The sequence below is a fragment of the Nocardioides segetis genome (assembly GCF_051390595.1).
Classification (GTDB): domain Bacteria; phylum Actinomycetota; class Actinomycetes; order Propionibacteriales; family Nocardioidaceae; genus Nocardioides.
The window spans coordinates 36,085-62,362 of record NZ_JBNINR010000014.1; the positions used below are offsets into that span (position 1 = coordinate 36,085).

A 26,278-nucleotide genomic window follows, 5' to 3' on the forward strand; every position below is an offset into this window, starting at 1 on the left:
AGCGGAGAACCCGATGAAGAACACCCACCGGCGGGGCCGCGTGACCGCGGCCTGCCTGACCCTGCTCTCGGTCTCCGTGCTGAGCGCCTGCGGCAGTGGCGACGACGACAAGAAGACCGAGGCGGTCGAGAAGGTCGGCAAGACCGAGGGCCAGGTGTCGATCCTGGCGTGGCCCGGCTACGTCGAGGACGGCAGCAACGACCCGGCCGTCGACTGGGTCTCGGCCTTCGAGAAGGACACCGGCTGCGAGGTGACCAGCAAGGTCTACGGCACCTCCGACGAGGCGCTCAACCTCGCCAAGTCCGGTGAGTACGACGTGATCGCCGCGTCCGGCGACCTGTCGCTACGGCTCATCGCGTCCGACGAGGCGCAGGAGATCAACACCGACCTCGTGCCCAACTACGAGAACGTCTACGACTTCCTCAAGGACACCGAGTGGAACTCGGTGGACGGCAAGAACTACGGCGTCCCGCACGGCTACGGCGCCAACCTCTTGATGTTCAACAAGAAGAACTTCGCCGAGCCGCCGACGTCGTGGGGTGCGGTGTTCGACAAGGAGCAGCTCGAGCGCAACAAGGGCAAGGTGACGGCGTACGACTCGCCGATCTACATCGCCGACGCCGCGCTGTACCTCATGAAGACCCAGCCCGACCTGGGCATCGAGAACCCGTACGCGCTCGACCAGGACCAGCTCGACGCGGCCGTGGCCCTGCTCAAGGAGCAGCGTCAGTACGTCGGCGAGTACTGGTCGGACTACCTCAAGGAGGTCCAGGCGTTCGAGACCGGCGACTCGGTCGTCGGCACCACCTGGCAGGTGATCAAGAACAGCATCGAGAACCCGGACGTCGACGTCACGCTGCCCACCGAGGGCGCGACCGCGTGGAACGACACCTGGATGCTGTCGTCGCAGGCCAAGAACCCCAACTGCGCCTACAAGTGGATGGACTACATCCTGTCCCCCGAGGCCAACGCGCAGGCGACCGAGTACTTCGGTGAGGCGCCCAACAGCCCCGAGGCCTGCGCGAAGACGACCGACCCCCAGCACTGCGAGACGTTCCACGCCGGTGACGAGGAGTACGCGAAGCAGCTGTGGTTCTGGCGCACCCCGATCGAGAAGTGCCTCGACGGACGGACCGACGTGCAGTGCACGAACTACGCCCAGTGGACCGAGGCGTGGACGGAGATCAAGGGCTGACCATGGCCGCCACGTCGACGTCGCCCAGCGACACCCGGCCCGGCCGGGCCGCCGACCCCGCGCCGCGGGGACCGGTGGTCCGGCCGGGGTCCCGGCTGCTGCACCGGATGGTGTGGCTGCGCCTGTCCCTCCTGCTCTCCGCGCCGCTCGCCTGGATGCTGCTGGTCTACGTCGTCGCGCTGGCGGCCCTGCTGGTCACCTCGCTGTGGTCGGTCGACAGCCTCAGCAGCGAGATCGACCGCTCGTGGACGCTGGACAACTTCCGCACCCTCCTCGAGAACGAGGTGTACCGCACGGTGGCGCTGCGCACCGTCGGCGTCGCCGCCGCGGTGACGGTCATCGACGTGGCGATCGCGCTGCCGATCGCGTTCTACATGGCGAAGGTGGCCTCGCCGCGGGCCCGCCGGATCCTGGTGGTCGCGGTGCTCACCCCGCTGTGGGCCAGCTACCTGGTCAAGGTCTTCTCGTGGCGGGTGGTGCTCTCCGAGGGCGGCCTGGCCGAGTGGTCCGGACTCGGCTCGCCCGGCTACGGGCTCACCGCCGTGGTGATCACGCAGGCCTACATCTGGCTGCCCTACGTCATCCTGCCGATCTTCGCCGCGCTGGAGCGGGTGCCCGACTCGCTGCTCGAGGCGGCGGGCGACCTCGGTGCCCCGACCGGCATGGTGCTGCGCTCGATCGTCATGCCGCTGCTCGTCCCCGGCATCGTCGCCGGCGCGATCTTCAGCTTCTCGCTGACGATGGGCGACTACATCACGGTCAACATCGTCGGCGGCGCCAGCCAGATGCTCGGCAACCTGATCTTCATCAACGCCGGCGCGGCCAACAACCTGCCGCTCGCCGCGGCCATCGCGATGATCCCGATCGTGGTGATGCTCGTGCTGCTGACCGCGATCCGCCGTACGGGCGCACTGGAGAACATGTGATGATCCTCAGTCCTCTCTCCCGCAGGGTCCTGGCCGGCCTCACCTTCGGCGTGCTCGCGCTGATCTACCTCCCCCTGCTGGTGGTCGTCGCCAACTCGGTGAACCCGAGCCAGTCGATGACCTGGCCGCCCCGCGGCGTCACGTTCGAGTGGTGGGAGCGGGCCGCGCACAGCTCCGGCGTGCGCGAGGCCCTGGTCACCAGCCTCCAGGTGGCGGCGATCGCGACCCTGCTCGCCCTCGTGCTCGGCACCCTGCTGGCGCTGGCCCTGCAGCGGTACTCGTTCTTCGGCAAGAGCTCGGTCAACCTGCTGGTCATCCTCCCGATCGCGCTGCCCGGCGTCGTGACCGGCATCGCGCTCAACAACGGGTTCAAGGGCATCCTCGGCGTGGACCTGTCGCTGTGGACGATCGTGGTCGCCCACGCCACGTTCTGCATCGTCACCGTGTTCAACAACGTCCAGGCCCGGCTGCGCCGGATGGGCACCAGCCTCGAGGAGGCCTCGGCGGACCTCGGCGCCGGGGTGCTCACGACCTTCCGGCTCGTCACGCTCCCGCAGCTGCGCTCGGCCCTCCTCGCCGGTGGCATGCTGGCCTTCGCACTGAGCTTCGACGAGATCATCGTGACCACGTTCACCGCCGGCAACGGCGCCACCACTTTGCCCATCTGGATCCTCAACAACATGTTCCGTCCCAACCAGGCCCCGGTGGTCAATGTCGTCGCCGTGGTGCTGATCGTGTTCTCGATCCTCCCCGTCTGGCTCGCGCAGCGGCTGTCCTCGGACGTCGAGGCCGCCCGCTGACCCGCTGACCCGGCCGCTGAACCGCCCACCGACCGCCCACCGAACCGTGCCGAAGGAGTCCCACCCCATGACCGAGTACGCCGTCCGCAACCCCGCGACCGGAGAGCTGGTCGAGTCCTTCCCGACCGCCACCGACGCCGACATCGCCGCAGCGCTCGACGCGGCCTCGGCGGCGTACGGCTCCTGGGGGCGCACGTCGAGCGTCGCCGACCGCGCCGCCCTGATCCGCCGGGTCGCCGAGCTGCACCGCGAGCGCAGTGCCGAGCTGTCCGCCGCGATGGTGGAGGAGATGGGCAAGCCCCTGGCCGACGCCGAGGGCGAGGTCGACTTCTCGGCCTCGATCTACGAGTTCTACGCCGACAACGCCGAGCGCTTCCTCGCCGACGAGCCGATCGAGCTCGGCGAGGGTGAGGGCACCGCGGTGATCCGGCGGACGCCGGTCGGCGTCCTGCTCGGGATCATGCCGTGGAACTTCCCCGTCTACCAGATCGCCCGGTTCGCGGGTCCCAACCTGGTCACCGGCAACACGATCCTGCTCAAGCACGCGCCGCAGTGCCCGCGCTCCGCCGCGCTGCAGGAGCGGATCTTCCGCGACGCCGGCTTCCCCGAGGGCGCCTACGTCAACATCTACGCCACCAACGAGCAGGTCGCCGACATCATCGCCGACCCGCGCGTCCAGGGCGTCTCGCTGACCGGCTCCGAGCGCGCCGGCGCGGCCGTCGCCGAGATCGCCGGCCGCAACCTGAAGAAGGTCGTGCTCGAGCTCGGCGGCTCCGACCCGTTCGTCGTGCTGTCCTCCGACGACCTCGACGCCACCGTCGAGGCTGCCGTCTTCGCCCGGATGGACAACGCCGGCCAGGTCTGCAACGGAGGCAAGCGGTTCATCGTCGTCGACGACCTGTACGACGACTTCGTGTCCCGCTTCACCGAGAAGCTGCTCGCCGCGTCCGGCGGCTCCCCGCTGTCCTCCGTCGCCGCGGCAGAGAACCTGGAGAAGCAGGTCGGCGAGGCGGTCGCGGGCGGCGCGACCCTGGCCACGGCGGGGGAGCGCGACGGGGCGTTCTACCCCAGCGGCGTCCTGTCCGGCATCACGACCGACAACCCGGCGTACCGCCAGGAGCTGTTCGGCCCGGTCGCGATGGTCTTCCGGGCGAGCGACGAGGACGACGCGGTGCGGATCGCCAACGACACGCCGTACGGCCTCGGCTCGTACGTCTTCTCGACCGACGCCGCCCAGGCGCAGCGCGTCGCCGACCGGATCGAGGCCGGCATGGTCTTCGTCAACGGCGTCGGCCTCGACGCGGCCGAGCTGCCGTTCGGCGGCATCAAGCGATCGGGCTTCGGCCGCGAGCTGAGCCGCTACGGCATGGAGGAGTTCGTCAACAAGAAGCTGATCCGCACCGTCGCCTGATCGCCCTCGCCGGTCGCGACCTCGAGACCTCAGGCTCCGTCGCGCACCCGGCGAACGGGCTCCTCATCGGGACGGTCGACAGCCCATTCGCCGGGTACGTCGCGGTAGCGGGCCGCGAGCAGGTCGACCAGACCCGGCACGTCCTCGAGGGCGAGCTGGAAGGTGCCGGTGCACAGGTTGTCGCGCCACAGGGACAGCACGACGACGTCGGCCTCGGAGTGCCAGCTGACCCGCAGCGCGCGACCGTCGCCGCGGGGGTCCAGGTAGGCCGCGCCCGCGCTCGGAAGAGGTGGATGCACCCGGCGCATCGCCCCATGATGCGCCCCGATGTGCCGACCTGTCACCGATTCATCGCAAGCGGCTCGCTCTCAGCCCTCCTGGGGCGGGCACAGGCAGAACGGGTGGCCGTCCGGGTCGAGCAGGACCCGCCACGACCCGCCGGCGTCGGCGGCCGGCTGCGTCTGCGCGACGGTCGCGCCGAGCGAGATCGCGTGCTCGGTGGCCGCCTCGAGGTCCGGCACCCGGAAGTCGAGGTGGAACTGCTGCGGGTGGTCCTGTCCCGGCCACTGCGGCCGCGCGTAGTCCGCCACCGTCTGGAAGTTGAAGGTCGCGCCGAGAACGGACGCCGAGGCGTAGCCGTACTCCGGGTAGTCGCCGGTCACCTCCCCGCCGGTCAGGTCGGCGTAGAAGCGGGCCAGCGCGGCGGCGTCCGCCGTGTCGATGGTGAAGGCGATGAGCTCGGTGATGGGAGAGGTCATGCCTCCCACCTTCTCCCGGCCCGCGACCCCCGTCTTGAAGATTCCCGACGGCCGAGCGTGTCTCCGACGCGATGATGAGGGGCAGCAAGCTGCCGTCGCGCGTCTCCCGCCACGCTTCCGGCAGAATCCGACACATGCGCTGGCTGCCGGACGGACCGCTCGACGTGGTCGAGCCCGCCCAGCTGCACGACGCCCGCGGGTTCAGTCCCTCGCTGCGGCGCTACGCCCCGCCGCCGGCGCTCGCGGACGCGGTACGCCGCTTCTGGGTGCCGGTCTGGTCCCTGCCGCCGGGGGAGACCTCCGTGCAGCGGGTGCTGCAGTACCCCGTGTGCCAGGTCGTCGTCGGCCCCGACGGCGCACAGCTGGTGGGGCCGCACTCCGGGCTGACCACCGAGGAGCTGAGCGGCTCCGGGTGGGTCGTCGGCGTGATGATGCAGCCGGCCGCCGGCGTGCTGCTGGCGGGCGGGCCGGTGGCGGGGCTGACCAACGAGCGACGCGACCTGGCCACCGTCGCGGGCCTCGACGCGGCCGGCCTGGTCCGCGCGGTCACCGCGGTCCTCGGCGACGACCCCGCCGGGATCGACCGCCAGCGACAGGCGTGCGCGCTCGTGGCCGAGGCGCTCGGCGTCCTGGTGCCCGTGGACGAGGAGGGGCGGCTGGTCAACGCCGTCGTCGAGTACGTCGAGGGCGACCGCGAGGTGCAGCGGGTCGCCCAGGTCTGTGCCAAGTTCGGCCTCGGCGAGCGGGCCCTGCAGCGGCTGACCCGACGCCGGATCGGGCTCTCCCCGAAGTGGCTGATCCAGCGCCGACGTCTGCACGACGCCGCCGAGCTGCTGCGGGCCGGCGCCACCGTCGACCTCGCCCGCGTGGCCGCGGAGCTCGGGTACGCCGACCAGGCGCACTTCACCCGCGACTTCCGCGCCGCCACCGGACTGACGCCGGGGGAGTTCAGCGCGGAGCCGGCGCCGGGGCGTCCGGGCTGAGGCGCAGCTCGAGCCGCGGCAGGACCCGCCCGGGGATCGATCCCGAGGGCGTCGCGCCCACCCGGACCGCGCCCTGCGCCAGGTAGAACGCCTCGGCGTTCGGGTCGGCGTCGATGGTGATCAGGCGGAAGCCCGACGCCCGGGCCTCGGCGAGCAGGTCCGCGATCAGGGCCCGGCCGATGCCTCGGCCGATCGCGTCGGGATCGACGAACATCATGCCGAGCTCCCCGACCGGAGGCCGGCCCTCGAGGGTGCGGAAGCCGACGATCCGACCGTCGGGCAGTTCGGCGACGACGGTACGCCGCGCGGCGAGCTGGTCGTCGCGCAGCGTGAGCTCCTCGCGGCACGCGTCGAGGAAGGCGGCGTCGTAGCCCCAGTGGCCCTTCGAGCGCAGGGCCAGTGCCGAGAGTCGCGCCGCCTCGCCGGGGCGGGCCGGGCGGAGCCGGGGTGCGGCGCTCATCCGAGCTCCCGCAGGTAGCAGAGCATCCGGAAGTCCTCGCCGGGCTGGATGTTCGAGAAGCCGTGCCGCTCGTAGAACCGGCGGGTGTCGGTGTCGATCTCGTCGACGTTGATGTGCACCTCGATCCCGCCGCGCCGCTCGACCTCGGCGACCGCCGTCGTGAGCAGGGCGGTGCCGATGCCGCGGTCACGCAGCATGGGCACGACATAGAGCTCCTCGAGCTGGGCGAGCGGGCCGTCGCCGTACGGCGTGGGACGGAGGGTGAGGTAGCCGAACCCGGTCGCCGCTCCGGTGGCGGGGTCGGCGGCCAGGACGACGAAGACGTCGGGCCGGGCCAGCAGGGAGGTGAACCGGTCGCCGAAGTCGGCCGCGCTCGGCGTCGGTGACTCGAACTCGGTGTTGAAGTCGAAGAGCAGGCCGCCGATGACATAGGCGTCGGCGGGGGTGGCGAGCCGGACGGCCGGCCGCGCGGGCAGATCGGTCATGCGAACCATGCCTTCGTGAGCGAGCCGACGACGCCGGCCAGGCGCTCGGCGGTGAACCGTCCGGGGTCCGCGAGGACCAGCCGGCCGAAGTGGTCGAGCAGCGCGAGGATGCCCTGGGAGAGCACCTCGGTGTCCGCGGCGTCGCCGAGCACGCCCGCGACGAGCTGCTCGATGACCGCGCGGACCCGTTCCCGGTCGCCCTCGATCCGCTCCCGCACGACCGCGGGGACCGTGGCGGGGGAGGCCAGGATCGCGCGCCAGGTCACCGGGTCGGCGAGCACCATCGCATGCAGCGCCGGGACCGCGCGCCCGACCACCGCGACCGGGTCGTCGCCCGCGGCGTCGAGGGGCAGGGCGGCGAACAGCTGGGCCAGGGCGCGCTCCTGCTGGCGGTCGAGCAGGGCGGTCAGCAGCGGGCCGAGCCCGTCGAAGGCGCTGTAGACGACGGGCCGGGTGACTCCGGCCTCCCGGGCGATCGCGTCGATCGAGACGCCGTCGTAGCCGTCGCGGTCGATGATCGTCAGCGCCGCGTCCAGCAGCTGCTCGCGACGCGCGGCCATCGGCACGCGCGGGGCGTACGGACGTCGCTTGCGGGCCGGCTCGGACATGGCCTCCACTCTAGGGTTCCATTTACTACAGATGTGTAGCATTCTGGTTCCCATGGTGCTCACGACGAAGGCGCGGCGCAGGCGCGAGGTGACCCCCGCCGCGGATCACGGGTTCTTCGGTCCCGACTCGGTGGCGTGGAAGGTCTGGGGCTATCCGACCTCGCTGACGGTCGGGTTCAGCCGCGCGGTCGTGGTGGAGGAGCTCGACCCGAACCTCGTGGCCTCGGTCGACCGCACCCAGGACATCTACCGGCGGCCGAAGACCCGCTACGACCGCACGATCCACTACTTCGCCCTGGTCGTCTTCGGTGACAGCCGGACCACGGCCCGGGCTGCGGACGTGCTGGTCAAGGTCCACAGCAAGGCGATCGGCACCGAGCCCTATGCCGGCGGCCGGTACGACGCCAACGACCCGGACTCGCAGCTGTGGATCCTCGTGACCGGCTGGCACTCCGTGCTCAAGGCCTACGAGCGGTACGGGCCGGGCCGGCTGTCGGAGGCCGAGGAGGCGCGGTACTGGGCCGAGTGCGCCCGAGCCGCCGAGCTGCAGACCTGCTCGCCCGACGACGTCCCGCGCTCGCGGGCAGAGCTGCACGCCTACTACGCCCGGATGCGTCCCCTACTGTCCGGCTCGCCCATCGCCCGCCGGGCGATGGCGCACCTGATGGACGTCAGCCAGCTCGCCGACGACGTGCCGCTCGTGGCCCGCCCGGCCCGTTGGGTGGTCGGCCGGTTCTTCCGCGCGGGCGTCATCGCGACGCTCCCGCACTGGATGCGCGAGATGGGCGACCTCACCCAGCCGCGGGTGATGGACCTCCTCGCGCGCCCGGTGCTCCGGGCGACCTTCGCCGCCCTCGCGACGAGCACGCGCCTGCAGCTGCGGATCCTCGGCGTGCTCTCGCCCAGCACGGTCCCGGTGGTCGCGCCGGTCCTGCTCGGCGTGCCGCCGGAGAGCCCGGAGGTGCTGACGCCCCGGGCGGCGCAGCGGCGCTACGGCTACGACCGGCCGGCCGAGGCCCACCTGGCCTGGCGCGCGCGACAGCACGACAAGGTGTTCGGCCGGGGCGAGGCGCCCAGTGACGCCGGGCTGCTCGAGTCGGAGCCGGTGCTCGGTCGCCTCGGCTGAGCGCCCCCTGGCACAGTGACCCTCCCGCCGTCGTACCGAAGGAGAGCTCCGTGGGTCTCAATCCCGTCGCCGACGTCCTCAAGCGCACCGACAAGGTGCTCAAGAGCGCCGAGGCCGCACTGGCCAGCGTCGACACGACCCTGGTCGACGTCGACGGCAAGCTGACCACCGTGGACGCCACGCTCGCGGAGACCCGCGACGTGCTGGGGCAGGTGCAGACCCTGCTCGGCGACCTCAACGACAAGCTCGCGCTGCTCGACGAGGTGCCCGCGCTCAAGGAGAGGCTCGACGCGGTCCTCGACGCCGTCCGGCGGGACTGACCGGCGGGATCGGCGGGGCGGGCTCAGGCCTCCAGGGGCACCGCCTCCTCCACGCGCAGCCCGAGGGCCCGCACCAGGGCGACTGCCTGGTCGAGGTCGACCACGGCGTTGCCGAGCGAGGCGGCGACCGGGTCGACGGCGGACAGGTCTGAGCCGCGGAGGTCGGCGCCCGCCAGGTCGGCCTGGTGCAGCCAGGCCCCGCCGAGGTCGACGTGATGGAGCGTCGCCTTGGTGAGCCGGGCGCCGGTGAGATCCGCCTCGCGGAGGTCGGCGCGGCGGATCGTCGCCTGCCGCAGATCGGCGCCGGGCAGGCCCACGAACTGCCAGTTGCCGCCGACGATCTCGATCGGCCCGAACCGGCAGCGGTCGAACATCGACCCGACCAGCTTGCAGCCCTCGAAGCGGGCGCCGAAGAAGGCCGACCTGGTGAAGGTGCAGTTGAGGAACCCGCTGTCGACGTACCGCCCGCCGTTGAGGTCGCAGCCCCGGAACGAGCACTCGTCGAAGGTGGTGCCCCGGGCGACCACGTCGGTCAGGTCGACGTCGACGAACGCCACCCGCCGGAAGGTGCGCCCCGAGAGGTCCTCGCCGTCCCAGCGCTCGGCGACCACCTCGTCGTCGGTGGGCGGGGGCGGGGTGCCGTGTCGTCGCTCAGCCATGGGAGGAGTCTGCGCCCCGGGTCCGACGGTTGACAGCGGCGCCTCCTCGGGTTCTAAATTGGAACTGTGACTATTTTAGAGGAGAAGTGGCGTCCCCGGATCGTCACCGACGGCCCCACGGTCGACCGCGCGGCCGCGCACGACGCGGCCGTGGACCTGCTCACCGCGCTCGGCCTCGACCTCACCGTCGAGCATCTCGCCGACACGCCCCGGCGGATGGTCGACGCCCTGGTCGAGCTCACCTCGCCGCCGGAGTTCGAGCTGACGACGTTCCCCAACGACGACGAGTACGACGAGCTCGTGCTCGTCGAGGACATCCCGGTCCAGTCGCTGTGCGAGCACCACATGCTGCCCTTCGTCGGGGTGGCGCACGTGGGCTACCTCCCCGGAGCGCGGATCCTGGGCCTGTCGAAGTTCGCCCGCATGGTCGACCACCACGCGCGCCGGCCGCAGACCCAGGAGCGGCTGACCAAGCGGATCGCCGACCATCTCCGGCGCGAGCTCCAGCCCCGCGGCGTCGGGGTGGTCATCGACGCCCAGCACACCTGCATGAGCCTGCGCGGGGCCCGGGCGACCGGGTCGCGCACCCTCACGTCGGCACTGTTCGGGCAGCTGCGCGACGACGCCCGCAGCCGCGCCGAGTTCCTCGACCTGACCCGGGGCCGGCGATGAACGTCGTCGTGGTGGGCGGCGGCCTGGCGGCCGCCAGCGCGGTCGCCGAGCTGCGCGAGCAGGGCCACAGCGGCGATATCGTCGTCGTGGCCGAGGAGCCGCACCCGCCGTACGAGCGTCCCCCGCTCTCCAAGGGCCTCCTCCTCGGGTCGACGGAGCCGGACGCGGCGCTCGTCCACCCGCGCGCGTGGTACGACGAGCAGCAGGTCGAGGTGCGTGCCGGGACCGTCGCGACCGGGCTCGACCTCGACCGGCGGCGGGTGCTGCTCGGGTCCGAGGCGCTTCCCTACGACCGGCTGCTGCTCGCGACCGGAGCCACCCCGCGCCACCTGCCCCTGGGCGACGCGTCGGGCGCGCCCGTGCTCCACCTGCGCACGCTCGACGACGCGCTGGCGCTGCGCGAGCGGCTGACCGAGGGTGCCCGGGTCGCGATCATCGGCGCCGGCTGGATCGGGCTCGAGGTCGCGTCCGCCGCCCGGCAGCGCGGCGCCGAGGTGACCGTGCTCGAGGCGGCCGCCCTGCCGCTCCAGCGGGTGCTCGGCGACGAGCTCGCGACCGTCTTCGCCGACCTGCACCGCGAGCAGGGCGTCGACCTGCGGCTCGGCGTCCGGGTCGCCGGCATCGACCACGCCGACGGCAGGGTCGTGGTCCACGTCGACGGCTCCGAGCCGGTCGTCGCCGACCTGCTCCTCGTCGCCGTCGGCGTCGCACCCACCGACCGGCTGGCCGCGCAGGCCGGGCTGGCCGTCGACGACGGGATCCTCGTCGACGCCCGGCTGCGCACACCCGACCCGCACGTGCTCGCCGCCGGCGACGTCGCGAACCACGACCATCCCGGCCTCGGGATCCGGGTCCGGGTCGAGCACTGGGACACCGCCATCCACCACGGCCGCCACGCCGCCCGGGTCATGCTCGGCGGCGACGAGCCCTACACGCGGCTGCCGTACTTCTTCACCGACCAGTACGACCTCGGGATGGAGTACGTCGGCCATGTCGATGCCCGCGGCTACGACGGCCTCGTGGTCCGCGGCGACCTGTCCGCGCGCCGAGCGAGCGTGCTGTGGCTGCGCGGCGACCGTGTCCTGGCGGGCATGCATCTCAACGACTGGGACGCGATCGACCCACTGCGCGCGGTGGTCGGCGGGCCCGTCACCGACGCCGTCCGCGACCCCTCGGTGCCGCTCGCCGACCTCGCCTGACACTGGTCTGACCAGTTCGCGTTTGGGCACAGACCGCATGCCCAGGCCCCGAAATTGCGCGGATTGGTCCCAAACCGCAGCACTTTTCGCGCCGGTCCCGCGGCCCGGGCGCCCAGGAATCAGCCGGAGTGATGCCGTACGTGCAGCGCCCGGACCCGCTCGGCGTACTCCTCGACCGGCCCGTCGACCGGCACCCCGGGAGCGACGTCGGTGATCCGCAGCGGGGTGACCGGGGAGGCGGGCAGGCCGAGCTCGGCGTACCAGCGCACGAGCTGGGGCGTGGAGGTCGCGAACACGATCCGGCCCAGGCCGGCCCAGGCGTGCGCGGCGGAGCACATCGCGCAGTGCTCGCCCGACGTGTAGACGGTCAGCGACGCCCGCTCGGCGAGCGGCACGTTCTCGGCGGCCCACAGGGCGATCGCGAGCTCGGGGTGCCGGGTGCCGTTGCCGGCGTTGACGTGGTTGTGGTCCTCCAGGAGCACCGAGCCGTCGGCGGCGACCAGCACCGACCCGAACGGCTCGTCGCCGGCGGCGACGGCCGCCTCGGCCAGCTCGACGCAGCGCTCCAGGTGGCGCAGGTCCTCGGCGGAGACGGACATGACAGGGGCCTCCTCAGGCTCGATGGTCAGGCACGGATGATGCGGCGCTCGATCGCGGCCGCGACGGCGCCGGCCCGGGTGTCGACCCCGAGCTTGGTGTAGATGTGCGACAGGTGCGACTTCACGGTGGCCTCGGAGACGAAGAGCTCGCGCGCCATCTCCTTGTTGCCCAGCCCGCGGGAGAGGAGCTCGAGCACCTCGACCTCGCGCTCGGTGATGGTGACCGCGCCGGGCGTCGTACGCCGGACCAGGGTCGCGGCCACGGACGGCGCGAGCACCGTCTCGCCGCGGGCGGTGGCGCGGATGCCCGCGAACAGCTCGTCGGGCGGTGCGTCCTTGAGCAGGTAGCCGCGGGCGCCGGCCTCCAGCGCCCGCAGGATGTCGGACTCGGTGTCGTAGGTCGTCAGCACCAGCACCTCGGGCGGCGCCGCCAGGGCCCGCAGCGCGGCGGTCACCTCCGCGCCCCCGGCCTCGCCGTCGCCCAGGCTCAGGTCCATCAGCACGACGTCGGGCCGGTCCTCGGTGACGACGGCCACCGCGCGCTCGAGGCCGTCGGCCTCGCCGACGACCGACAGGTCCTCCTGCCCGTCGACCAGGGCGCGCAGCCCGGCCCGGATCACCGGGTGGTCGTCGACCAGCACGATGCGGATCATCGCTCCTCCTTCTCGTCCCGCAGCGGGAAGCGGACCGACACGGTCGTGCCCTCGCCGGGAGCGCTCTCGACGTCGGCGCGACCCCCGAGGACCGCCGCCCGGTCGCGGACGCCGGCCAGGCCGCGGCCACGGGTGCCGGAGGGCCGTACCCGCGCGGGCTCGAAGCCGCGACCGTCGTCGCGCACGTCCAGGACCACCTCGTCGAGGTGGTAGGTCAGGGTCAGCGCGACCCGGGTGGCTCCGGCGTGCTCGCGCACGTTGGCCAGCGCGCCCCGGGCGGTGCGGACCAGGGCCGCCGCCACCTCCGGGGGTACGACGACCGGGTCGCCGTCGACGCGGACCTCCACCCGGGTGCCGGGAGCGGCCTGTGCCCACTGCTCGGCGGCGCGGCGCAGCGCCTCGGGCAGCGCGACACCGGTGTCGTCGCCGGCGAGCTCGGCCGGTGCGAGGTCGCGGACCACGCGGCGGACCTCGTCGAGACCGTCGCGGGCGGTCGCCGCGGCGGTGCGGACGTGCTCCCGTGCCGCCGCCGGCTGCACGGACCAGGCCTGCTCGGCGGCCTGGAGCAGCAGGTTGATGCTGGAGAGTCCCTGCCCGACGGAGTCGTGGATCTCCCGCGAGAGGCGGGTCCGCTCGGCCAGCGCTCCGGTGCGGTGCTGCTCCTCGGCGAGCTCGGCCTGCGCCTCGACGAGCCGGTCGAGCAGGTCCTGGCGGGCCCGTGACTCCAGGTCGAGCGCGCGGTAGGCGAGCACGGTGACCAGTCCGACGCCGATCGGTCCGGCCACCTGCACCGGGTCGAAGCCGTCGGTGATCCGCTGCCAGGCCGCGGTCAGCAGCACGGTCATCACCACGACCGTGCCGACCGCCCAGGGGAACGGCAGCACGCGCAGCACCGCGAACGCCACCGGCACCGCGCACCAGGCGAACGAGGGGGCGACGGCGGTCAGTGCTCCCCACAGCACGACCATGCCGGTCACCCACACCGTCGGCCACCAGCTGCGGTCGGCCAGGAGACCGCGGGTCGCGTAGGCGAGGCCGAGCACGACGGCACCGGCCAGGACGGCGACCCCGGCCGCGTCGAGCGCGTGGTGGTCGACGTACCGCACCGCGCAGGTCACGAGCAGGACGACGAGGACGACGAGCAGCCAGCGGTCGAGCCCGCCCGCGGGCGCGAGGATGCCGTGCTCGCCGGGCCGGCGGCGGCCGGACGGGAGGGAGGGGAGCGACGGCAGGGACATGGTGGGCCCACCCTAGGGAGCGAGGACCGACCCCGGCATCAACCATTCGGCTATCGAGGGGTAGCCGGCTGCCCGACGTCCCGTCGTCGCCGGCGCGGCACGGTGGAGGACATCCAGCCGATCGACACAGCCAATCGACACAGCCAGGAGAGATCCATGAACCGCACGACCATCGCCAGCACCCTGCTCGCCGCCACCGCCGTGAGCACCCTGGGTGCCGCGTTCGGCGCCACCCCTGCCGTCGCCGACCAGGACCGCGACCACGGCCGCGCGGCGAGCTACCTGCTCACCGGCGACCCGGTCGACGCGGCCAACCCGGCGGGCTCGAAGTTCGAGGGCATCGCCGCCGACGAGAAGCGCGGCCGCTTCTACGTCAGCGAGGTCACCGGCGGCGAGGTGCACCGCGGCACGGTCGGCACCGCCCGGACGCGGGAATGGCTCGCGGGCCACGGCACCGACGGCCGGTTCACCGCGCGCGGCATGACCGTCGACGACAAGGGCCGCCTCTTCGTCGCCGGTGGGCCCAACGGCATCAGCAACGGCGGCCCCAACGGCATCGACCCCGCGGGCACGGACAACCCGTCCCGCCCCGACCTGTGGGTCTACTCGAAGTCGGGGCGGCTCCTCGCCGCCCTGCAGGTCCCCGGCAAGCCCGTCTTCCTCAACGACGTCGCGATCGGCCCCGACGGAGCGGCGTACTTCACCAACTCCAAGGACGCCGAGATCTACCGGGTCGCCCCGGGCAAGAAGGGGTGGACCGCGAAGCTGTGGGCCGACGCCACCGACAAGATCGCCGGTGCCCCGGGCTTCAACCTCGGCGGCATCGTCGTCAGCGCGGACCGGAAGGCGCTGGTCGTGGCGCAGGGCAACACCGGCAAGCTGTGGCGCTTCGCATTGGCGACCGGCAAGGTCCGTCAGGTGCGCACAGGCGGCGCCGACCTCACCGACGCCGACGGCCTGGTCCTGCAGGGCAACCGCCTCACCGTGGTCCGCAACTTCAAGAAGCAGATCGCGACCCTGCGCCTGTCCGCCGACGGCCGCAAGGCGAAGCTCATCCGTCAGCGTGCCTCCGCGCCCGACCGCGTGCTGACCACCGCCAAGGAGATCCGCGGCCAGATCCTGTACGTCGACAGCAAGTTCGACGAGCAGGTCGCCTCGGGTCCCTACGAGGTCATCGCGGACCCGACCCGATGAGGGGCCGGCTCGCCGTCCTCGGGGCGACCGCCCTCCCGCTCGCGCTCGTCCTGGGCGCGTGCGGGGGCGGCGACCCCGCCGACCGGTCGGGGACGTCCACCGGCGCGGTCCGGCCGGCGAGCCCCGTCGCACGTTCCGACGCCCCGGCGTCGGCGGATCAGGCACCGGCGGCGCCGGACTCCCCCGCCCTCCCGCAGGCCGAGCTCGACCGGCGCCTGCGCGCTGCCGCCTGGGCGAACGACGTCACGGCCGCGCGTCGCCTGGTGAAGCAGGGCGCCGACGTCAACGCCAAGGACGACACCGAGCAGTCGGCGTACCTCGTCGCGACCAGCGAGGGTCACCTCGAGCTGCTGCGCCTGACGCTGCGCAACGGCGCGCAGGTCGACGACAAGGACAGCTGGAACGGCACCGGGCTGATCCGCGCCGCCGAGCGGGGCCACGGGCTGGTGGTCGGGGAGCTGCTGCGCGCCGGGATCGACCGCGACCACGTCAACCGGATCGGCTACCAGGCCATCCACGAGGCCGTCTGGCTCGGCGAGGACACCCGCGCCTACGCCACGACGGTGCGGGCGCTCGCCGCCGGCGGCGTCCGGCTCGACACGGTCTCGCCCTCGGCGGGGCTGACCCCGTTGCAGATGGCCCGCGAGCGCGGCTTCGTGGGCCTGGAGAGGATCGTGAGGAACGTGACCACCGCCGAGCCGCCCGCCGACGCCGACGCCGCGTTGCTGCGTGCCGCCCGCACCGGCGACGCGGACGCCGTCGCGGTGGCCCTCCGTGCCGGTGCGGACATCGAGGCCCGCGACGGCAACGAGCGCACCGCGCTGCTCCTCGCCGCGACCTACGACCGGGTCGCGGTCGCCGAGCTCCTCGTCGCGATGGGCGCGGACCCGGACGCGCTCGACGATCGTCACGACACCCCGTGGCTGGTCACCGGTGTGACCGGCAGCGTCGCGATGCTGGAGGCGCTGCTCCCGGCGGACCCCGACCTGACGATCGAGAACAGGTACGGCGGACTCTCGCCGATTCCCGCGGGCGAACGCGGCCACGTCGACTACATTCGCCGCGTCGTGCGGACCGAGGTGGACATCGACCACGTCAACGACCTCGGCTGGACCGCCCTGCTGGAGGCGATCATCCTGGGCAACGGCAGCGCGCCCTACCAGGAGATCGTCCGCATCCTGCTCGAGGCCGGTGCCGATCCGGCCATCGCCGACCGGGAGGGCGTGACACCGCTGAGGCACGCCGAGCAGCGCGGGTACGACGCCATCGCGGCCCTGCTGCGGCGCTGACCCGCGGGCGGTGGGCCCCCTGCCCGAGCCCCTGCCGGAGCCCCTGCGCGGTTCGGGAGGCGGTTCGGGAGGGCGTGTCGCGCGGGCTGGAGGGGCGCATGGGGCAGCGGCTTCGGTCGCGGCCTCGGTGACGACCGCTCGTCGCTGCGCGACGGCGGCTACGGTTACTGAGTGCCCTTCTCCTGCACCGGTCCCGTCATCGAATGGCGCGGACCAGCGCCCTTCGTCTTCCTCGCGGTGCCGGACGAGGAGAGCGAGGACATCAAGGAGGCGGCGCGAGGGCTGGAGTACTGGGGCCAGGTGGCCGTCGACGTCCGGATCGGGGACACCGGCTTCCGCACCGCGCTGTTCCCGAAGGACGGGCGCTACCTGGTGCCGCTGCGGGTCGCCGTACGACGGGCCGAGGGGATCGAGGTCGGCCAGGAGCTGACGGCCGAGCTCGACCTGGCCTCTCGCGCCGCCGCCGGAGGCTGACGTGCCGGTCACCCTGGCCCATCCGGCGGCCGTCCTGCCGCTCCGGGGACTGGGGCTGCCGCTCTCTGCCCTGGTGATCGGCTCGATGGCCCCGGACCTGCCTGTCCTCGGACGGACGTGGGGACTCTACGAGCTCACCCACAGCGTGCTCGGCATCGTCACCATCGACCTGCTCGTCACGCTGGTGCTGCTGGCGTTCTGGGACGGCTGGGGTCGCGACGCGCTGGTCGACACCGCCCCCGCGTCCGTCCGGGACCGGCTCCCGGCGCGGGTCCGGGTGGGGCACCGTGCCTGGCTGCTCGCGCCGATCGCGGCGATCCTCGGTTCGACGACGCACGTGGTGTGGGACGCGTTCACCCACGAGGGCCGCTGGGGGGTGCGGCACGTGGCATGGCTTCAGGAGACGCACGGACCGCTGCCGGGACAGCAGTGGGCGCAGTTCGCCTCGGGGGTCGTCGGCCTGCTGGTGACCGTCCTGGCGATCGCCGGGTACGTCGCCCGCTCGCCCCGACGCCCACCGCGACCGCGACGGCTGCCCGCGGCGACGCTGCCGGCCGGGTTCGGCGCCGCGACCGCGGTCTCGCTGACCGTCGGCCTCCTGCACCTCGATGCCGGTTGGCACCCCGCGGCCTTCGCCGCCGCCGTCGCCGGCATCCTCGCCCTGGCGGGCCTGCTCGGTGTGGTGGCCGTGGCCTGGCACCTGGCGGGAGAGCCCGCGACCGCGACCGACGACGTCAGCGGCCCGGCCGCTCCCTGAGGGCCACCGGCGGGCCGGCGTACCGGGTCAGGGCCGCGCGCACCGCCTCGGAGATGGGCCAGGCCGCGCCGGCGGCGGTGTCCCAGAACACGGCCGAGGTCTCCGCGACCACCGCCGGTGGGTGGTCGGGCGCGACGCGGAGCTCGAGCGAGACGGCGAACGACGACCGTCCGACATGGCTGACCCAGATCCGCACCAGGAAGGGCTGGAAGGCGGCGAAGCGCATCTCGGCGTGGTAGTCGACGCGCTGGGAGCCGACCAGCTCGGCGACCCCTGGTGGGAGATCGCGCAGCAGGCCGGCCCCCTGGCCCGCCTCGCCGTCGAGCGAGAGGCGGGCATGCCGGAAGAACCGCAGCCGCGCCTCGTCGAGCACCCGGAGTGCCTCCACGTTGTCGACGTGACCGCCGAGGTTGATGTCGCGCATCCGCGCCTGGATCTCGCAGTCGAAGACGTCACCCACGGGGCGCATCCTCTCAGCCGCCCGCCGACGGCTGTAACTACCTGTTCGTGTCACCACCGCACCCGTAGACCGGTGCGGTGGTGACATGAACAGGTAGTTACAGCTGACGACCGCGGGATCGGCAAATGCGCGTCAAGCCGCGTCAAGATCGCGTCAACACCGCGGATCCCCACCGTGCGCGGCACTTTGCTGGAGTCATGAGCATCGAAGCCGGCCTCCTGATCGCAGGGGTGATCGCCGTCGCGGTCTACCTGCTCGTGGCCCTGATCCTGCCGGAGCGTTTCTAGTGTCCGACACCGCTGGCGGTCTGTTGTCGATCGCCGTCCTCATCGCGTTGCTCGCGATCGTGTACGTGCCCCTGGGCGACTACATGGCGCGGGTGTTCACCGGTGGGCGGCACCTGCGCGTCGAGCGCGGGATCTACCGCCTCACGGGAGTCAGCCCCGACGCCGAGCAGAGCCCCAAGGCCTACGCGCTGAGCGTCGTGGGGTTCTCCCTCGCCAGCATCGTGCTGCTGATGGGCATCCTGCTGGCCCAGGCCCACCTCCCGATGAGCCGTGAGCTCGAGGGCATGCCGTTCTGGATGTCCTTCAACACCGCGATCTCGTTCGTCGCCAACACCAACTGGCAGTCCTACGCCGGCGAGTCGACCCTCGGGTTCACGGCACAGATGGCCGGCCTGGCGGTGCAGAACTTCCTGTCCGCGGCGGTCGGCATCGCCGTCGCGGTCGCGCTGATCCGCGGGTTCGTGCGGGTGAGCAGCGGGTCGCTCGGCAACTTCTGGGTCGACCTGACCCGCGGCACCCTGCGGATCCTGCTGCCGATCGCGTTCGTGGGCGCCGTCCTCCTGCTCCTCGGGGGCGTCGTGCAGAACTTCCACGACAGCACGATGACGACGCTGTCGGGCCAGAGCCAGGTGCTGCCCGGCGGACCGGTCGCCAGCCAGGAGGTGATCAAGAACCTCGGCAACAACGGGGGAGGCTTCTTCAACGCGAACGCGGCGCACCCCTTCGAGAACCCGAACGCGTTCACGAACCTCTTCCAGATCTTCCTGATCCTGGTGCTGCCGATCTCGTTGACCCGCACCCTGGGCACGATGCTCGGCAACCACCGGCAGGGGCTCGCGGTCCTCGGCGCGATGGGCGTGCTCATGATCGCCGCCCTCGTGCTGACGACCTGGGCGGAGGTCAGCGCGCAGTCGCCGACGGCGCAGGTGGCCGGCGCCGCCATGGAGGGCAAGGAGACCCGGTTCGGCGAGTGGGGCTCGGCTCTGTTCGCGGTGGCCACGACCGGCACCTCGACCGGTGCCGTCAACTCCGCGCACGACTCGATGACCCCGGTCGGCGGCGGGACGGTGCTGCTGAACATGATGCTCGGGGAGATCGCGCCCGGCGGTGTCGGTGCGGGCATCTACGGCATCTTGATCATGGCGATCCTCGCCGTGTTCGTCTGCGGCCTCATGGTCGGGCGGACCCCCGAGCTGCTGGGCAAGAAGATCAGCGCCCGGCAGATGACCTACGTCGCGCTCTACACACTCACGACCCCGGCGCTGGTGCTCGTCGGCACCGGCGTGGCCATCTCCCGCGACTCCACCGCCGACGCCATGGGCAACGCGGGTGGCCACGGCTTCAGCGAGGTGCTCTACGCCTACACCTCGGCCGCCAACAACAACGGCAGCGCGTTCGGCGGCATCACCGTCACCTCGGACTTCTTCCAGATCACGCTCGGCCTGGCGATGCTGCTCGGCCGGCTGATCCCGATCGTGCTGGTCCTGCTGCTGGCCGGCTCGCTCGCCCAGCAGGGCAAGGTCCCGGTCACCGCCGGGACCCTTCCCACCCACCAGCCGCTCTTCGTCGGGATGCTGGTCGGCGTCATCGTGATCATGACCGGCCTCACCTACTTCCCGGCGCTCGCCCTCGGACCGATCGCGGAGGCCCTCGCATGACCACCTCACGACCCTCGTCGACCCCCTCCGTCCGTCCCGGCGCGGACCGACCCGGCGCGGACCGATCCGCCGCGGACCGGACCGGCGGGGGCGCCGACCCGGCGTACCGGACCGCCGCCGGCATGACCCTGCGGGTCCTGCTCGCGCAGGGCGCCGCGCAGTTCCCCGAGGCGCTGCGCAAGCTCGATCCCCGCCACCTGTGGCGGGCGCCCGTCATGTTCCTCGTGTGGCTCGGCTCGGTCGGCACCACCGTCGCCGCGATCGCGGACCCGGGCGCGTTCACCGTCTCCCTCGCCGCCTGGCTGTGGCTGACCGTGATCTTCGGCAATCTCGCCGAGGCGGTGGCGGAGGGGCGCGGCCGGGCCCAGGCCGCGTCGCTGCGGGCGACGCGCTCCGACACCGTCGCGCGGCTGCTCGACGCCTCGGGTGTCCAGACCCGGGTGCCCGGCACCCGGCTCACGGTGGGCGATCGCGTCGCGGTGGAGGCGGGCGAGGTGATCCCGGGCGACGGCGACATCGTGGAGGGGATCGCCTCGGTCGACGAGTCCGCGATCACGGGCGAGTCCGCGCCGGTCATCCGCGAGGCGGGCGGTGACCGCAGCGCCGTCACCGGTGGCACCCGCGTCCTGTCCGACCGGATCGTCGTCGAGATCACCGCGGCCGCGGGCGAGACCTTCCTGGACAAGATGATCGCCCTGGTCGAGGGCACGTCGCGGCGCAAGACGCCGAACGAGATCGCGCTGTCGATCCTGCTGACGAGCCTGACCCTCGTCTTCCTCGCCGCGGTCGCCACATTGGCCCCGATGGCCGAGTACGCCGGGGCCCCGCAGGACGTCGTTGTCCTCATCGCCCTGCTCGTCTGCCTGATCCCGACCACCATCGGCGCCCTCCTCTCGGCGATCGGCATCGCCGGGATGGACCGCCTGGTCCGGGTCAACGTCCTGGCGATGTCCGGTCGCGCGGTGGAGGCCGCCGGTGACGTCAGCACGCTGCTGCTCGACAAGACCGGAACCATCACCTACGGCAACCGGCAGGCCGCCCGCTTCGTCGCCGCCCCGGGCGTGAGCGAGGAGCGGCTGCGGGACGCGGCCCGGGTCTCGAGCCTGGCCGACCAGACCCCGGAGGGCAGGTCGATCGTCGAGCTCGCGCTGCGGCTGGGGGCCGACGACCGCGACCTTCCCGCCGGCGCCGAGTTCGTCGCGTTCACCGCCCAGACCCGCATGTCCGGCGTCGATCTCGCCGACGGCACGCAGATCCGCAAGGGTGCCGGCTCGGCGGTCGCAGGCTGGCTGGGGGCCGAACCCGTCCCGGCGGTGGTCGAGGCCGTCGACGCGATCGCGAGGGACGGCGGCACTCCGCTCGTAATCGCCGAGCGGAGCTCGAGCGGCCGGGCCGACGTCCTCGGCGTCGTGCACCTCAAGGACGTGGTGAAGGACGGGATGGCCGAGCGCTTCGCGCAGCTGCGGGCGATGGGCATCCGGACCGTGATGGTCACCGGCGACAACGCACTCACCGCTCGCGCGATCGCGGACGAGGCGGGGGTCGATGACTTCCTCGCCGAGGCCACCCCCGAGGACAAGCTGGCCTACATCCGCCAGGAGCAGGCGGGCGGCCGGCTGGTCGCGATGACGGGCGACGGCACGAACGACGCTCCGGCACTGGCGGCCGCCGACGTCGGGGTCGCGATGAACAGCGGCACGGCCGCCGCGAAGGAGGCCGGCAACATGGTCGACCTCGACTCGGACCCCACGAAGCTCATCGACATCGTCGAGATCGGCAAGCAGCTGCTCATCACCCGTGGCGCCCTGACGACCTTCTCGATCGCGAACGACGTGGCGAAGTACTTCGCGATCATCCCCGCCATGTTCGTCGCGGCCTACCCGTCCCTCGACCGCCTCAACGTCATGGGCCTGGCGTCGCCGCAGTCGGCGATCCTCTCCGCGGTGATCTTCAACGCGCTCGTGATCGTCGCGCTGATCCCGCTCGCGCTGCGCGGCGTCCGGTTCCGCGCGGCATCCGCGACGTCGATCCTGCGCCGCAACATCCTCGTCTTCGGTCTCGGGGGGCTCCTCGTGCCGTTCGCCGGGATCAAGCTCATCGACCTGCTCGTCTCCACTGTCCCCGGCCTGGGCTCCTAGAAGGGTCCGATCACCATGGTTGCCTCGACATTCGCCGACCTCGCCCGCCAGTCCCTGGCCGCCCTCCGGCTCCTCGTCGTGTTCACCGTCGTCCTCGGGATCGGCTATCCCGTGGCCGTGTGGGCGGTCGGCCGCACGCTCGGGGACCGAGCCGACGGCCAGCCGGTCCGCGTCGACGGACAGGTCGTGGGATCCGCCCTCCTGGGACAGAGCTTCGAGGGCGCGCAGTGGTTCCACCCGCGGCCCTCGGCCAACGACTACGACCCGCTGGCGTCGGCGCCCAGCAACCTGGGACCGCTGAGCCCCGACCTCGCCGCCGCGATCGCGGAGCGTCGTACGGCGGTCGCCGCGTCCGAGGGCGTGGCCGAGTCCGCCGTCCCCGCCGATGCGCTCACCGCGTCGGGCTCGGGACTCGACCCGCACATCTCGCCCGCCTACGCCGATCTCCAGGCGGCCCGGGTGGCCGCCGCGAACGGGTTGAGCCTGGCCACCGTGCGCCGCCTGATCGAGGAGCACACCCAGGGCCGGTTCCTCGGCTTCGCGGGCGAGCCGGGCGTCAACGTGGTGACCCTCAACGTCGCGATCCTCCGGGCGAAGGCATGAGGTCGCGCACGCAACCGCGGGGCGACGGGTAGAGACTGGGGTCATGGAGACGGCCGACGCCCGCGGACGGCTGCGCGTCTACCTCGGTGCCGCCCCCGGCGTCGGGAAGACCTACGCGATGCTCGACGAGGGACACCGGCGGCGGGGACGCGGCACCGACGTCGTCGTCGGGTACGTCGAGACGCACGGGCGCTCGAAGACGATCGGTGCGCTCGGCGACCTGGAGGTGGTGCCGCGCAGACGGGTCGCCTATCGCGGCACGGTCCAGGAGGAGATGGACCTCGACGCCGTCCTGGCGCGCCGGCCGAGCGTCGTACTCGTCGACGAGCTGGCCCACACCAACGTCCCGGGCGGGCGGCACGAGAAGCGCTGGCAGGACGTCGAGGCGCTGCGGGACGCCGGGATCGAGGTGATCACCACCGTCAACATCCAGCACCTGGAGTCGCTCAACGACGTGACCGAGTCGATCACCGGCGTACGTCAGCGGGAGACGGTCCCCGACGCCGTGGTCCGGTCCGCCGACCAGATCGAGCTCGTCGACATGAGTCCGCAGTCGCTGCGCCGGCGGATGGCCCACGGGAACATCTACGCGCCCGAGCGGGTGGACGCCGCCCTCGCGAACTACTTCCGCGAGGGCAACCTCACGGCGCTGCGTGAGCTGGCGCTGCTCTGGCTGGCCGACCGGGTCGACGAGGGTCTCGAGCGCTACCGCGACCAGCACGACATCAAGGGCACCTGGGCGACCCGCGAGCGGATCGTCGCCGCGGTGACCGGTGGTCCCGAGTCCGCGACCCTGATGCGCCGGGCGGCCCGGATCGCGTCCCGGCGCGCCGGCGGTGAGTGGCAGGCCCTCTACGTCACCCGGCACGACGGCCTCAGCGGCGTCGCGCCCGACCGGCTCGCCGCGCTGCGGGCCAAGGCCGAGGACCTGGGCGGCACCCTCCACACCACCGTCGGCGACGACGCCGCCGAGGCGATCCTCGAGTTCGCGCGGGCCGAGAACGCCAACCAGGTCATCATCGGCGCCAGCCGCCGCGGCCGGCTCTCGGCGCTCGCGCGGCCCGGGATCGGCGAACGGGTCATCGCCGCCTCGGGCGACATCGACGTCCACATCGTCACCCACGACTACGTACGGCGGCGGGTCGGCCCGCCCCCGCGCGAGAGCCTGCTGGGGGTGCGGCGCCGGGTCAGCGGCTACCTGTTCGCCCTGATCGCCCCGCTCGCCGTCAGCGGCCTGCTCAAGCTGACCGACCGCTTCCACGGACTGCCCTCCGAGGCGATGATGCTGATGGCGGTCGTGGTGGCCACGGCCCTCATCGGCGGGCTGGTGCCGGCCGTCATCGCGGCCCTGAGCAGCGGCCTGCTCCTCAACCTGCTCTTCACGCCGCCGCTCTACGAGCTGACGATCGCCGAGCCGGGCAACGCGCTGGCGATCGTCCTCTTCGTCGTCGTCGGCATCGCCGTGGCCACCGTCGTCGATCACGCGGCCCGCCGCTCCGCGGAAGCGCGGAAGGCGCGTGCCGAGGCCGACGCGCTGACCGTCCTCGCCCACAGCCTGCTGAGCTCCAGCGACGACCTCGCGGGTCTGCTCCGCTCGGCGTGCGAGGTGTTCAACGCGACCGGAGGCGCGATCCTGCGGCGCGACGCGCGCGGTGCCCTCGACGCCGTGGCGTCGGTGGCGTCGGTGGGTGAGGCACCCACCTGCGTCGAGGCGACGGACATCTCGACCGCGATCGACGACGACACGGTCCTGGTCCTGCGCGGCGGCAACCACAGCGCCTCGGAACGCGCGCTGCTCAACGCGTACGCCGCGTACGCGAAGGTGATGGCCGAGCGGCAGAGCGCCGGACGCGCGGAGGTCGAGCGACTCCGCCTGGCGGAGGCCGACCGGACCCGCACCGCGCTGCTGGCAGCGGTGTCGCACGACCTGCGCTCGCCCCTGGCGGCGGTCAAGGCGTCGGTGTCCAGCCTGCGCAGCGAGGTCGTCACGTTCTCGGAGGAGGATCAGGCCGAGCTCCTGGAGACGATCGAGGACGCGGCGGACCGGCTCACCGCGCTGGTGACCAACCTGCTCGACATGAGCCGGATCCACACCGGCGCCGTCGACGCCCGGCTCGCCGAGGTCAGCCTCGGGCGGGCCGTGACCCACGCCCTCGCGCCCCTCGTCGGCAACGAGCGGATCACGGTCGACGTCCCACGGGACCTCACGGTCCTCGCCGACGCGGGACTGCTCGACCGGGTCGTGGCCAATATCGCCGAGAACGCCCTGAAGTACACCCCGCTCGGCGCGGACATCCGCATCGACGGCACCGCGATCGACGACAGCAGCGCCGGCCCGCGGGCGATCCTGCGCATCAGCGACAACGGCCCGGGCGTGCCCGACCACCACCAGGACCAGCTCTTCGCGCCCTTCCAGCGCCTCGGCGACGTACCGCACAAGGACGGCGTCGGTCTGGGCCTGGCGGTCGCCCGTGGTCTCACCGAGGCGATGGGTGGCACGATCGCGACCGAGGACACCCCGGCCGGCGGGCTGACCTTCGTGCTGGAGTTCCCCCGGCCGCCCGCGGCCGCCGCATCCGTCGCATCCGTGCCCGGAGAGGGGAGCCGATGACCTTCGTGCTGGCCGTCGACGACGATCCGGCGATCCTGCGCACGCTCTCCATCAACCTGCGTGCGCGCGACTACGACGTCGGGACCGCCGCCGACGGACGCTCGGCGCTGCAGATCGTCGACGAGCGGATGCCCGACGTCATCCTGCTGGACCTGGGTCTGCCCGACATCGACGGGATCAGCGTGCTGACCCGGCTGCGCACCTTCACCCAGGTTCCCGTCATCGTGGTGTCGGCGCGCAGCGAGCCGGACGACAAGGTCGAGGCGCTCGACCTCGGAGCCGACGACTTCATCACCAAGCCGTTCTCGATCGAGGAGCTGCTGGCCCGCATCCGCGTGACGACCCGCCGGTCGAGCGTGGCCGAGCCGGCCCTGGTCGTCACCGTCGACGACCTCCGGCTCGACGTCACCGAGTCCCGCGCGGTCCGGTCCGGCGACGAGATCCACCTGACGCCGATCGAGTGGCGGATCGTCGAGACCCTCGCCCGGCGCCGGGGACGTCTGGTCCGGCAGTCCGAGCTGCTGCACGCGGTCTGGGGCCCCGGCTACGAGCGCCAGACCAACTATCTGCGCGTCCACCTCGCCAGCATCCGGCGCAAGCTCGAGCACAACCCGTCCGCGCCGCGGATCTTCGTCACCGAGCCCGGCATCGGCTACCGCCTGCTCCCCGAGGGCGGCTGACGGTCCCGCACGACAGGCCGGTGCGCACGGCGTAC

The 26,278-nt window shown here is 72.7% G+C and carries 29 protein-coding genes; 19 read left to right on the forward strand and 10 right to left on the reverse strand.

Annotated features, from left to right (window positions below; genetic code table 11):
- Nucleotides 1-13 precede the first annotated feature (13 nt).
- From ACPZVR_RS19950 to ACPZVR_RS19965, 4 genes are all read left to right on the forward strand, one after another.
- Nucleotides 14-1,195 carry an extracellular solute-binding protein gene (locus tag ACPZVR_RS19950; RefSeq protein ID WP_436701427.1) on the forward strand — a complete coding sequence of 394 codons (1,182 nt, stop codon included), beginning with the start codon at nucleotides 14-16 and terminating at the stop codon, nucleotides 1,193-1,195.
- A 2-nt stretch (nucleotides 1,196-1,197) separates the two neighbouring features.
- Nucleotides 1,198-2,121, forward strand: coding sequence for an ABC transporter permease (locus ACPZVR_RS19955; RefSeq protein ID WP_436701428.1), 924 nt, complete (start codon nucleotides 1,198-1,200; stop codon nucleotides 2,119-2,121).
- Nucleotides 2,121-2,921, forward strand: coding sequence for an ABC transporter permease (locus tag ACPZVR_RS19960; RefSeq protein WP_436701429.1), 801 nt, complete (start codon nucleotides 2,121-2,123; stop codon nucleotides 2,919-2,921). Before ACPZVR_RS19955 ends, ACPZVR_RS19960 begins: the two co-directional genes overlap by 1 nt.
- A 67-nt stretch (nucleotides 2,922-2,988) precedes the next feature.
- Nucleotides 2,989-4,332 (forward strand): NAD-dependent succinate-semialdehyde dehydrogenase, encoded by a 1,344-nt coding sequence (locus ACPZVR_RS19965; protein ID WP_436701430.1) that lies wholly within the window; start codon nucleotides 2,989-2,991, stop codon nucleotides 4,330-4,332.
- Between the two features lie 29 nt (nucleotides 4,333-4,361).
- On the opposite strand, the gene ACPZVR_RS19970 is transcribed toward ACPZVR_RS19965, so the two are convergent.
- Nucleotides 4,362-4,640, reverse strand: a complete 279-nt coding sequence (locus ACPZVR_RS19970; protein ID WP_436701431.1) for a hypothetical protein — start codon at nucleotides 4,638-4,640, stop codon at nucleotides 4,362-4,364.
- 60 nt (nucleotides 4,641-4,700) lie between these two features.
- Nucleotides 4,701-5,090: a VOC family protein gene (locus ACPZVR_RS19975; protein WP_436701432.1), complete on the reverse strand. Its 390-nt coding sequence runs from the start codon at nucleotides 5,088-5,090 to the stop codon at nucleotides 4,701-4,703.
- A 134-nt stretch (nucleotides 5,091-5,224) separates the two neighbouring features.
- Here ACPZVR_RS19975 and ACPZVR_RS19980 point away from each other — a divergent pair, with 134 nt between their 5' ends.
- On the forward strand, nucleotides 5,225-6,073 hold the full coding sequence (locus ACPZVR_RS19980) for a helix-turn-helix domain-containing protein (RefSeq protein WP_436701433.1): 849 nt from the start codon (nucleotides 5,225-5,227) through the stop codon (nucleotides 6,071-6,073).
- Here the strand turns inward: ACPZVR_RS19980 and ACPZVR_RS19985 are convergent.
- The 3 genes from ACPZVR_RS19985 to ACPZVR_RS19995 are packed head-to-tail and all read right to left on the reverse strand — an operon-like array spanning nucleotide 6,039 to nucleotide 7,626.
- Complete coding sequence (locus ACPZVR_RS19985; RefSeq protein ID WP_436701434.1) at nucleotides 6,039-6,533, reverse strand: GNAT family N-acetyltransferase; 495 nt, start codon at nucleotides 6,531-6,533, stop codon at nucleotides 6,039-6,041. The two genes, ACPZVR_RS19980 and ACPZVR_RS19985, sit on opposite strands and share 35 nt — an antisense overlap.
- The gene (locus ACPZVR_RS19990) at nucleotides 6,530-7,009 is read right to left on the reverse strand and encodes a GNAT family N-acetyltransferase (protein ID WP_436701513.1); all 480 of its coding nucleotides are present in this window, start codon (nucleotides 7,007-7,009) and stop codon (nucleotides 6,530-6,532) included. The genes ACPZVR_RS19985 and ACPZVR_RS19990 overlap by 4 nt, the downstream gene beginning before the upstream one ends.
- A 5-nt stretch (nucleotides 7,010-7,014) precedes the next feature.
- Nucleotides 7,015-7,626 (reverse strand): TetR/AcrR family transcriptional regulator, encoded by a 612-nt coding sequence (locus ACPZVR_RS19995; RefSeq protein WP_436701435.1) that lies wholly within the window; start codon nucleotides 7,624-7,626, stop codon nucleotides 7,015-7,017.
- A gap of 52 nt (nucleotides 7,627-7,678) precedes the next feature.
- On the opposite strand from ACPZVR_RS19995, the gene ACPZVR_RS20000 reads away from it, so the two are divergent.
- Nucleotides 7,679-8,752, forward strand: coding sequence for an oxygenase MpaB family protein (locus tag ACPZVR_RS20000; protein ID WP_436701436.1), 1,074 nt, complete (start codon nucleotides 7,679-7,681; stop codon nucleotides 8,750-8,752).
- Between the two features lie 50 nt (nucleotides 8,753-8,802).
- Nucleotides 8,803-9,072 (forward strand): hypothetical protein, encoded by a 270-nt coding sequence (locus ACPZVR_RS20005; protein WP_436701437.1) that lies wholly within the window; start codon nucleotides 8,803-8,805, stop codon nucleotides 9,070-9,072.
- Nucleotides 9,073-9,095: 23 nt separating this feature from the next.
- Here the strand turns inward: ACPZVR_RS20005 and ACPZVR_RS20010 are convergent, their stop codons facing one another.
- Nucleotides 9,096-9,731 carry a pentapeptide repeat-containing protein gene (locus tag ACPZVR_RS20010; RefSeq protein ID WP_436701438.1) on the reverse strand — a complete coding sequence of 212 codons (636 nt, stop codon included), beginning with the start codon at nucleotides 9,729-9,731 and terminating at the stop codon, nucleotides 9,096-9,098.
- A 66-nt stretch (nucleotides 9,732-9,797) separates the two neighbouring features.
- On the opposite strand from ACPZVR_RS20010, the gene folE reads away from it, so the two are divergent.
- Nucleotides 9,798-10,403, forward strand: a complete 606-nt coding sequence (gene folE, locus ACPZVR_RS20015) for a GTP cyclohydrolase I (protein ID WP_436701439.1) — start codon at nucleotides 9,798-9,800, stop codon at nucleotides 10,401-10,403.
- Nucleotides 10,400-11,602 (forward strand): NAD(P)/FAD-dependent oxidoreductase, encoded by a 1,203-nt coding sequence (locus ACPZVR_RS20020; RefSeq protein ID WP_436701440.1) that lies wholly within the window; start codon nucleotides 10,400-10,402, stop codon nucleotides 11,600-11,602. Before folE ends, ACPZVR_RS20020 begins: the two co-directional genes overlap by 4 nt.
- A 119-nt stretch (nucleotides 11,603-11,721) precedes the next feature.
- Here ACPZVR_RS20020 and ACPZVR_RS20025 read toward each other — a convergent pair whose 3' ends face one another.
- The 3 genes from ACPZVR_RS20025 to ACPZVR_RS20035 are packed head-to-tail and all read right to left on the reverse strand — an operon-like array spanning nucleotide 11,722 to nucleotide 14,092.
- Complete coding sequence (locus ACPZVR_RS20025) at nucleotides 11,722-12,201, reverse strand: nucleoside deaminase (RefSeq protein WP_436701441.1); 480 nt, start codon at nucleotides 12,199-12,201, stop codon at nucleotides 11,722-11,724.
- A 26-nt stretch (nucleotides 12,202-12,227) separates the two neighbouring features.
- Nucleotides 12,228-12,854, reverse strand: a complete 627-nt coding sequence (locus ACPZVR_RS20030) for a response regulator (protein ID WP_436701442.1) — start codon at nucleotides 12,852-12,854, stop codon at nucleotides 12,228-12,230.
- Entirely contained in the window at nucleotides 12,851-14,092 is a 1,242-nt protein-coding gene (locus tag ACPZVR_RS20035; RefSeq protein WP_436701443.1) for a sensor histidine kinase, read from the reverse strand. The genes ACPZVR_RS20030 and ACPZVR_RS20035 overlap by 4 nt, the downstream gene beginning before the upstream one ends.
- 156 nt (nucleotides 14,093-14,248) lie before the next feature.
- On the opposite strand from ACPZVR_RS20035, the gene ACPZVR_RS20040 reads away from it, so the two are divergent.
- The 4 genes from ACPZVR_RS20040 (at nucleotide 14,249) to ACPZVR_RS20055 (ending at nucleotide 17,806) form a co-directional block, all read left to right on the forward strand.
- The gene (locus ACPZVR_RS20040) at nucleotides 14,249-15,286 is read left to right on the forward strand and encodes an SMP-30/gluconolactonase/LRE family protein (protein ID WP_436701444.1); all 1,038 of its coding nucleotides are present in this window, start codon (nucleotides 14,249-14,251) and stop codon (nucleotides 15,284-15,286) included.
- On the forward strand, nucleotides 15,283-16,575 hold the full coding sequence (locus tag ACPZVR_RS20045; protein WP_436701445.1) for an ankyrin repeat domain-containing protein: 1,293 nt from the start codon (nucleotides 15,283-15,285) through the stop codon (nucleotides 16,573-16,575). Before ACPZVR_RS20040 ends, ACPZVR_RS20045 begins: the two co-directional genes overlap by 4 nt.
- Nucleotides 16,576-16,746: 171 nt before the next feature.
- Nucleotides 16,747-17,049 carry a DUF1905 domain-containing protein gene (locus ACPZVR_RS20050; RefSeq protein ID WP_436701446.1) on the forward strand — a complete coding sequence of 101 codons (303 nt, stop codon included), beginning with the start codon at nucleotides 16,747-16,749 and terminating at the stop codon, nucleotides 17,047-17,049.
- Between the two features lies 1 nt (nucleotide 17,050).
- Nucleotides 17,051-17,806 (forward strand): DUF4184 family protein, encoded by a 756-nt coding sequence (locus ACPZVR_RS20055; protein ID WP_436701447.1) that lies wholly within the window; start codon nucleotides 17,051-17,053, stop codon nucleotides 17,804-17,806.
- On the opposite strand, the gene ACPZVR_RS20060 is transcribed toward ACPZVR_RS20055, so the two are convergent.
- Nucleotides 17,784-18,266 (reverse strand): acyl-CoA thioesterase, encoded by a 483-nt coding sequence (locus ACPZVR_RS20060; protein WP_436701448.1) that lies wholly within the window; start codon nucleotides 18,264-18,266, stop codon nucleotides 17,784-17,786. The genes ACPZVR_RS20055 and ACPZVR_RS20060 overlap by 23 nt on opposite strands.
- Nucleotides 18,267-18,463: 197 nt before the next feature.
- Here ACPZVR_RS20060 and ACPZVR_RS20065 point away from each other — a divergent pair, with 197 nt between their 5' ends.
- The 6 genes from ACPZVR_RS20065 (at nucleotide 18,464) to ACPZVR_RS20090 (ending at nucleotide 26,243) form a co-directional block, all read left to right on the forward strand.
- Nucleotides 18,464-18,553, forward strand: coding sequence for a potassium-transporting ATPase subunit F (locus tag ACPZVR_RS20065; protein WP_436701449.1), 90 nt, complete (start codon nucleotides 18,464-18,466; stop codon nucleotides 18,551-18,553).
- Complete coding sequence (gene kdpA / locus ACPZVR_RS20070) at nucleotides 18,553-20,211, forward strand: potassium-transporting ATPase subunit KdpA (protein ID WP_436701450.1); 1,659 nt, start codon at nucleotides 18,553-18,555, stop codon at nucleotides 20,209-20,211. The genes ACPZVR_RS20065 and kdpA overlap by 1 nt, the downstream gene beginning before the upstream one ends.
- A gap of 122 nt (nucleotides 20,212-20,333) precedes the next feature.
- Nucleotides 20,334-22,349 (forward strand): potassium-transporting ATPase subunit KdpB, encoded by a 2,016-nt coding sequence (gene kdpB / locus ACPZVR_RS20075; RefSeq protein WP_436701514.1) that lies wholly within the window; start codon nucleotides 20,334-20,336, stop codon nucleotides 22,347-22,349.
- A gap of 15 nt (nucleotides 22,350-22,364) precedes the next feature.
- Entirely contained in the window at nucleotides 22,365-22,952 is a 588-nt protein-coding gene (gene kdpC / locus ACPZVR_RS20080) for a potassium-transporting ATPase subunit KdpC (protein WP_436701451.1), read from the forward strand.
- Nucleotides 22,953-22,995: 43 nt separating this feature from the next.
- The gene (locus ACPZVR_RS20085) at nucleotides 22,996-25,563 is read left to right on the forward strand and encodes a DUF4118 domain-containing protein (protein WP_436701452.1); all 2,568 of its coding nucleotides are present in this window, start codon (nucleotides 22,996-22,998) and stop codon (nucleotides 25,561-25,563) included.
- A complete protein-coding gene (locus tag ACPZVR_RS20090) occupies nucleotides 25,560-26,243 on the forward strand; it encodes a response regulator (protein ID WP_436701453.1) in 684 nt (227 codons plus the stop codon). The genes ACPZVR_RS20085 and ACPZVR_RS20090 overlap by 4 nt, the downstream gene beginning before the upstream one ends.
- Nucleotides 26,244-26,278: the final 35 nt, after the last annotated feature.

Coding starts and splice junctions, on each gene's coding strand:
- ACPZVR_RS19950 (WP_436701427.1), top strand. CDS start 14: ATGAAGAACACCCACCGGCGGGGCCGCGTGACCGCGGCCTGCCTGACC.
- ACPZVR_RS19955 (WP_436701428.1), top strand. CDS start 1,198: ATGGCCGCCACGTCGACGTCGCCCAGCGACACCCGGCCCGGCCGGGCC.
- ACPZVR_RS19960 (WP_436701429.1), top strand. CDS start 2,121: ATGATCCTCAGTCCTCTCTCCCGCAGGGTCCTGGCCGGCCTCACCTTC.
- ACPZVR_RS19965 (WP_436701430.1), top strand. CDS start 2,989: ATGACCGAGTACGCCGTCCGCAACCCCGCGACCGGAGAGCTGGTCGAG.
- ACPZVR_RS19970 (WP_436701431.1), bottom strand. CDS start 4,640: ATGCGCCGGGTGCATCCACCTCTTCCGAGCGCGGGCGCGGCCTACCTG.
- ACPZVR_RS19975 (WP_436701432.1), bottom strand. CDS start 5,090: ATGACCTCTCCCATCACCGAGCTCATCGCCTTCACCATCGACACGGCG.
- ACPZVR_RS19980 (WP_436701433.1), top strand. CDS start 5,225: ATGCGCTGGCTGCCGGACGGACCGCTCGACGTGGTCGAGCCCGCCCAG.
- ACPZVR_RS19985 (WP_436701434.1), bottom strand. CDS start 6,533: ATGAGCGCCGCACCCCGGCTCCGCCCGGCCCGCCCCGGCGAGGCGGCG.
- ACPZVR_RS19995 (WP_436701435.1), bottom strand. CDS start 7,626: ATGTCCGAGCCGGCCCGCAAGCGACGTCCGTACGCCCCGCGCGTGCCG.
- ACPZVR_RS20000 (WP_436701436.1), top strand. CDS start 7,679: ATGGTGCTCACGACGAAGGCGCGGCGCAGGCGCGAGGTGACCCCCGCC.
- ACPZVR_RS20010 (WP_436701438.1), bottom strand. CDS start 9,731: ATGGCTGAGCGACGACACGGCACCCCGCCCCCGCCCACCGACGACGAG.
- ACPZVR_RS20020 (WP_436701440.1), top strand. CDS start 10,400: ATGAACGTCGTCGTGGTGGGCGGCGGCCTGGCGGCCGCCAGCGCGGTC.
- ACPZVR_RS20025 (WP_436701441.1), bottom strand. CDS start 12,201: ATGTCCGTCTCCGCCGAGGACCTGCGCCACCTGGAGCGCTGCGTCGAG.
- ACPZVR_RS20030 (WP_436701442.1), bottom strand. CDS start 12,854: ATGATCCGCATCGTGCTGGTCGACGACCACCCGGTGATCCGGGCCGGG.
- ACPZVR_RS20035 (WP_436701443.1), bottom strand. CDS start 14,092: ATGTCCCTGCCGTCGCTCCCCTCCCTCCCGTCCGGCCGCCGCCGGCCC.
- ACPZVR_RS20040 (WP_436701444.1), top strand. CDS start 14,249: ATGAACCGCACGACCATCGCCAGCACCCTGCTCGCCGCCACCGCCGTG.
- ACPZVR_RS20045 (WP_436701445.1), top strand. CDS start 15,283: ATGAGGGGCCGGCTCGCCGTCCTCGGGGCGACCGCCCTCCCGCTCGCG.
- ACPZVR_RS20065 (WP_436701449.1), top strand. CDS start 18,464: ATGAGCATCGAAGCCGGCCTCCTGATCGCAGGGGTGATCGCCGTCGCG.
- kdpB (WP_436701514.1), top strand. CDS start 20,334: ATGACCCTGCGGGTCCTGCTCGCGCAGGGCGCCGCGCAGTTCCCCGAG.
- kdpC (WP_436701451.1), top strand. CDS start 22,365: ATGGTTGCCTCGACATTCGCCGACCTCGCCCGCCAGTCCCTGGCCGCC.
- ACPZVR_RS20085 (WP_436701452.1), top strand. CDS start 22,996: ATGGAGACGGCCGACGCCCGCGGACGGCTGCGCGTCTACCTCGGTGCC.
- ACPZVR_RS20090 (WP_436701453.1), top strand. CDS start 25,560: ATGACCTTCGTGCTGGCCGTCGACGACGATCCGGCGATCCTGCGCACG.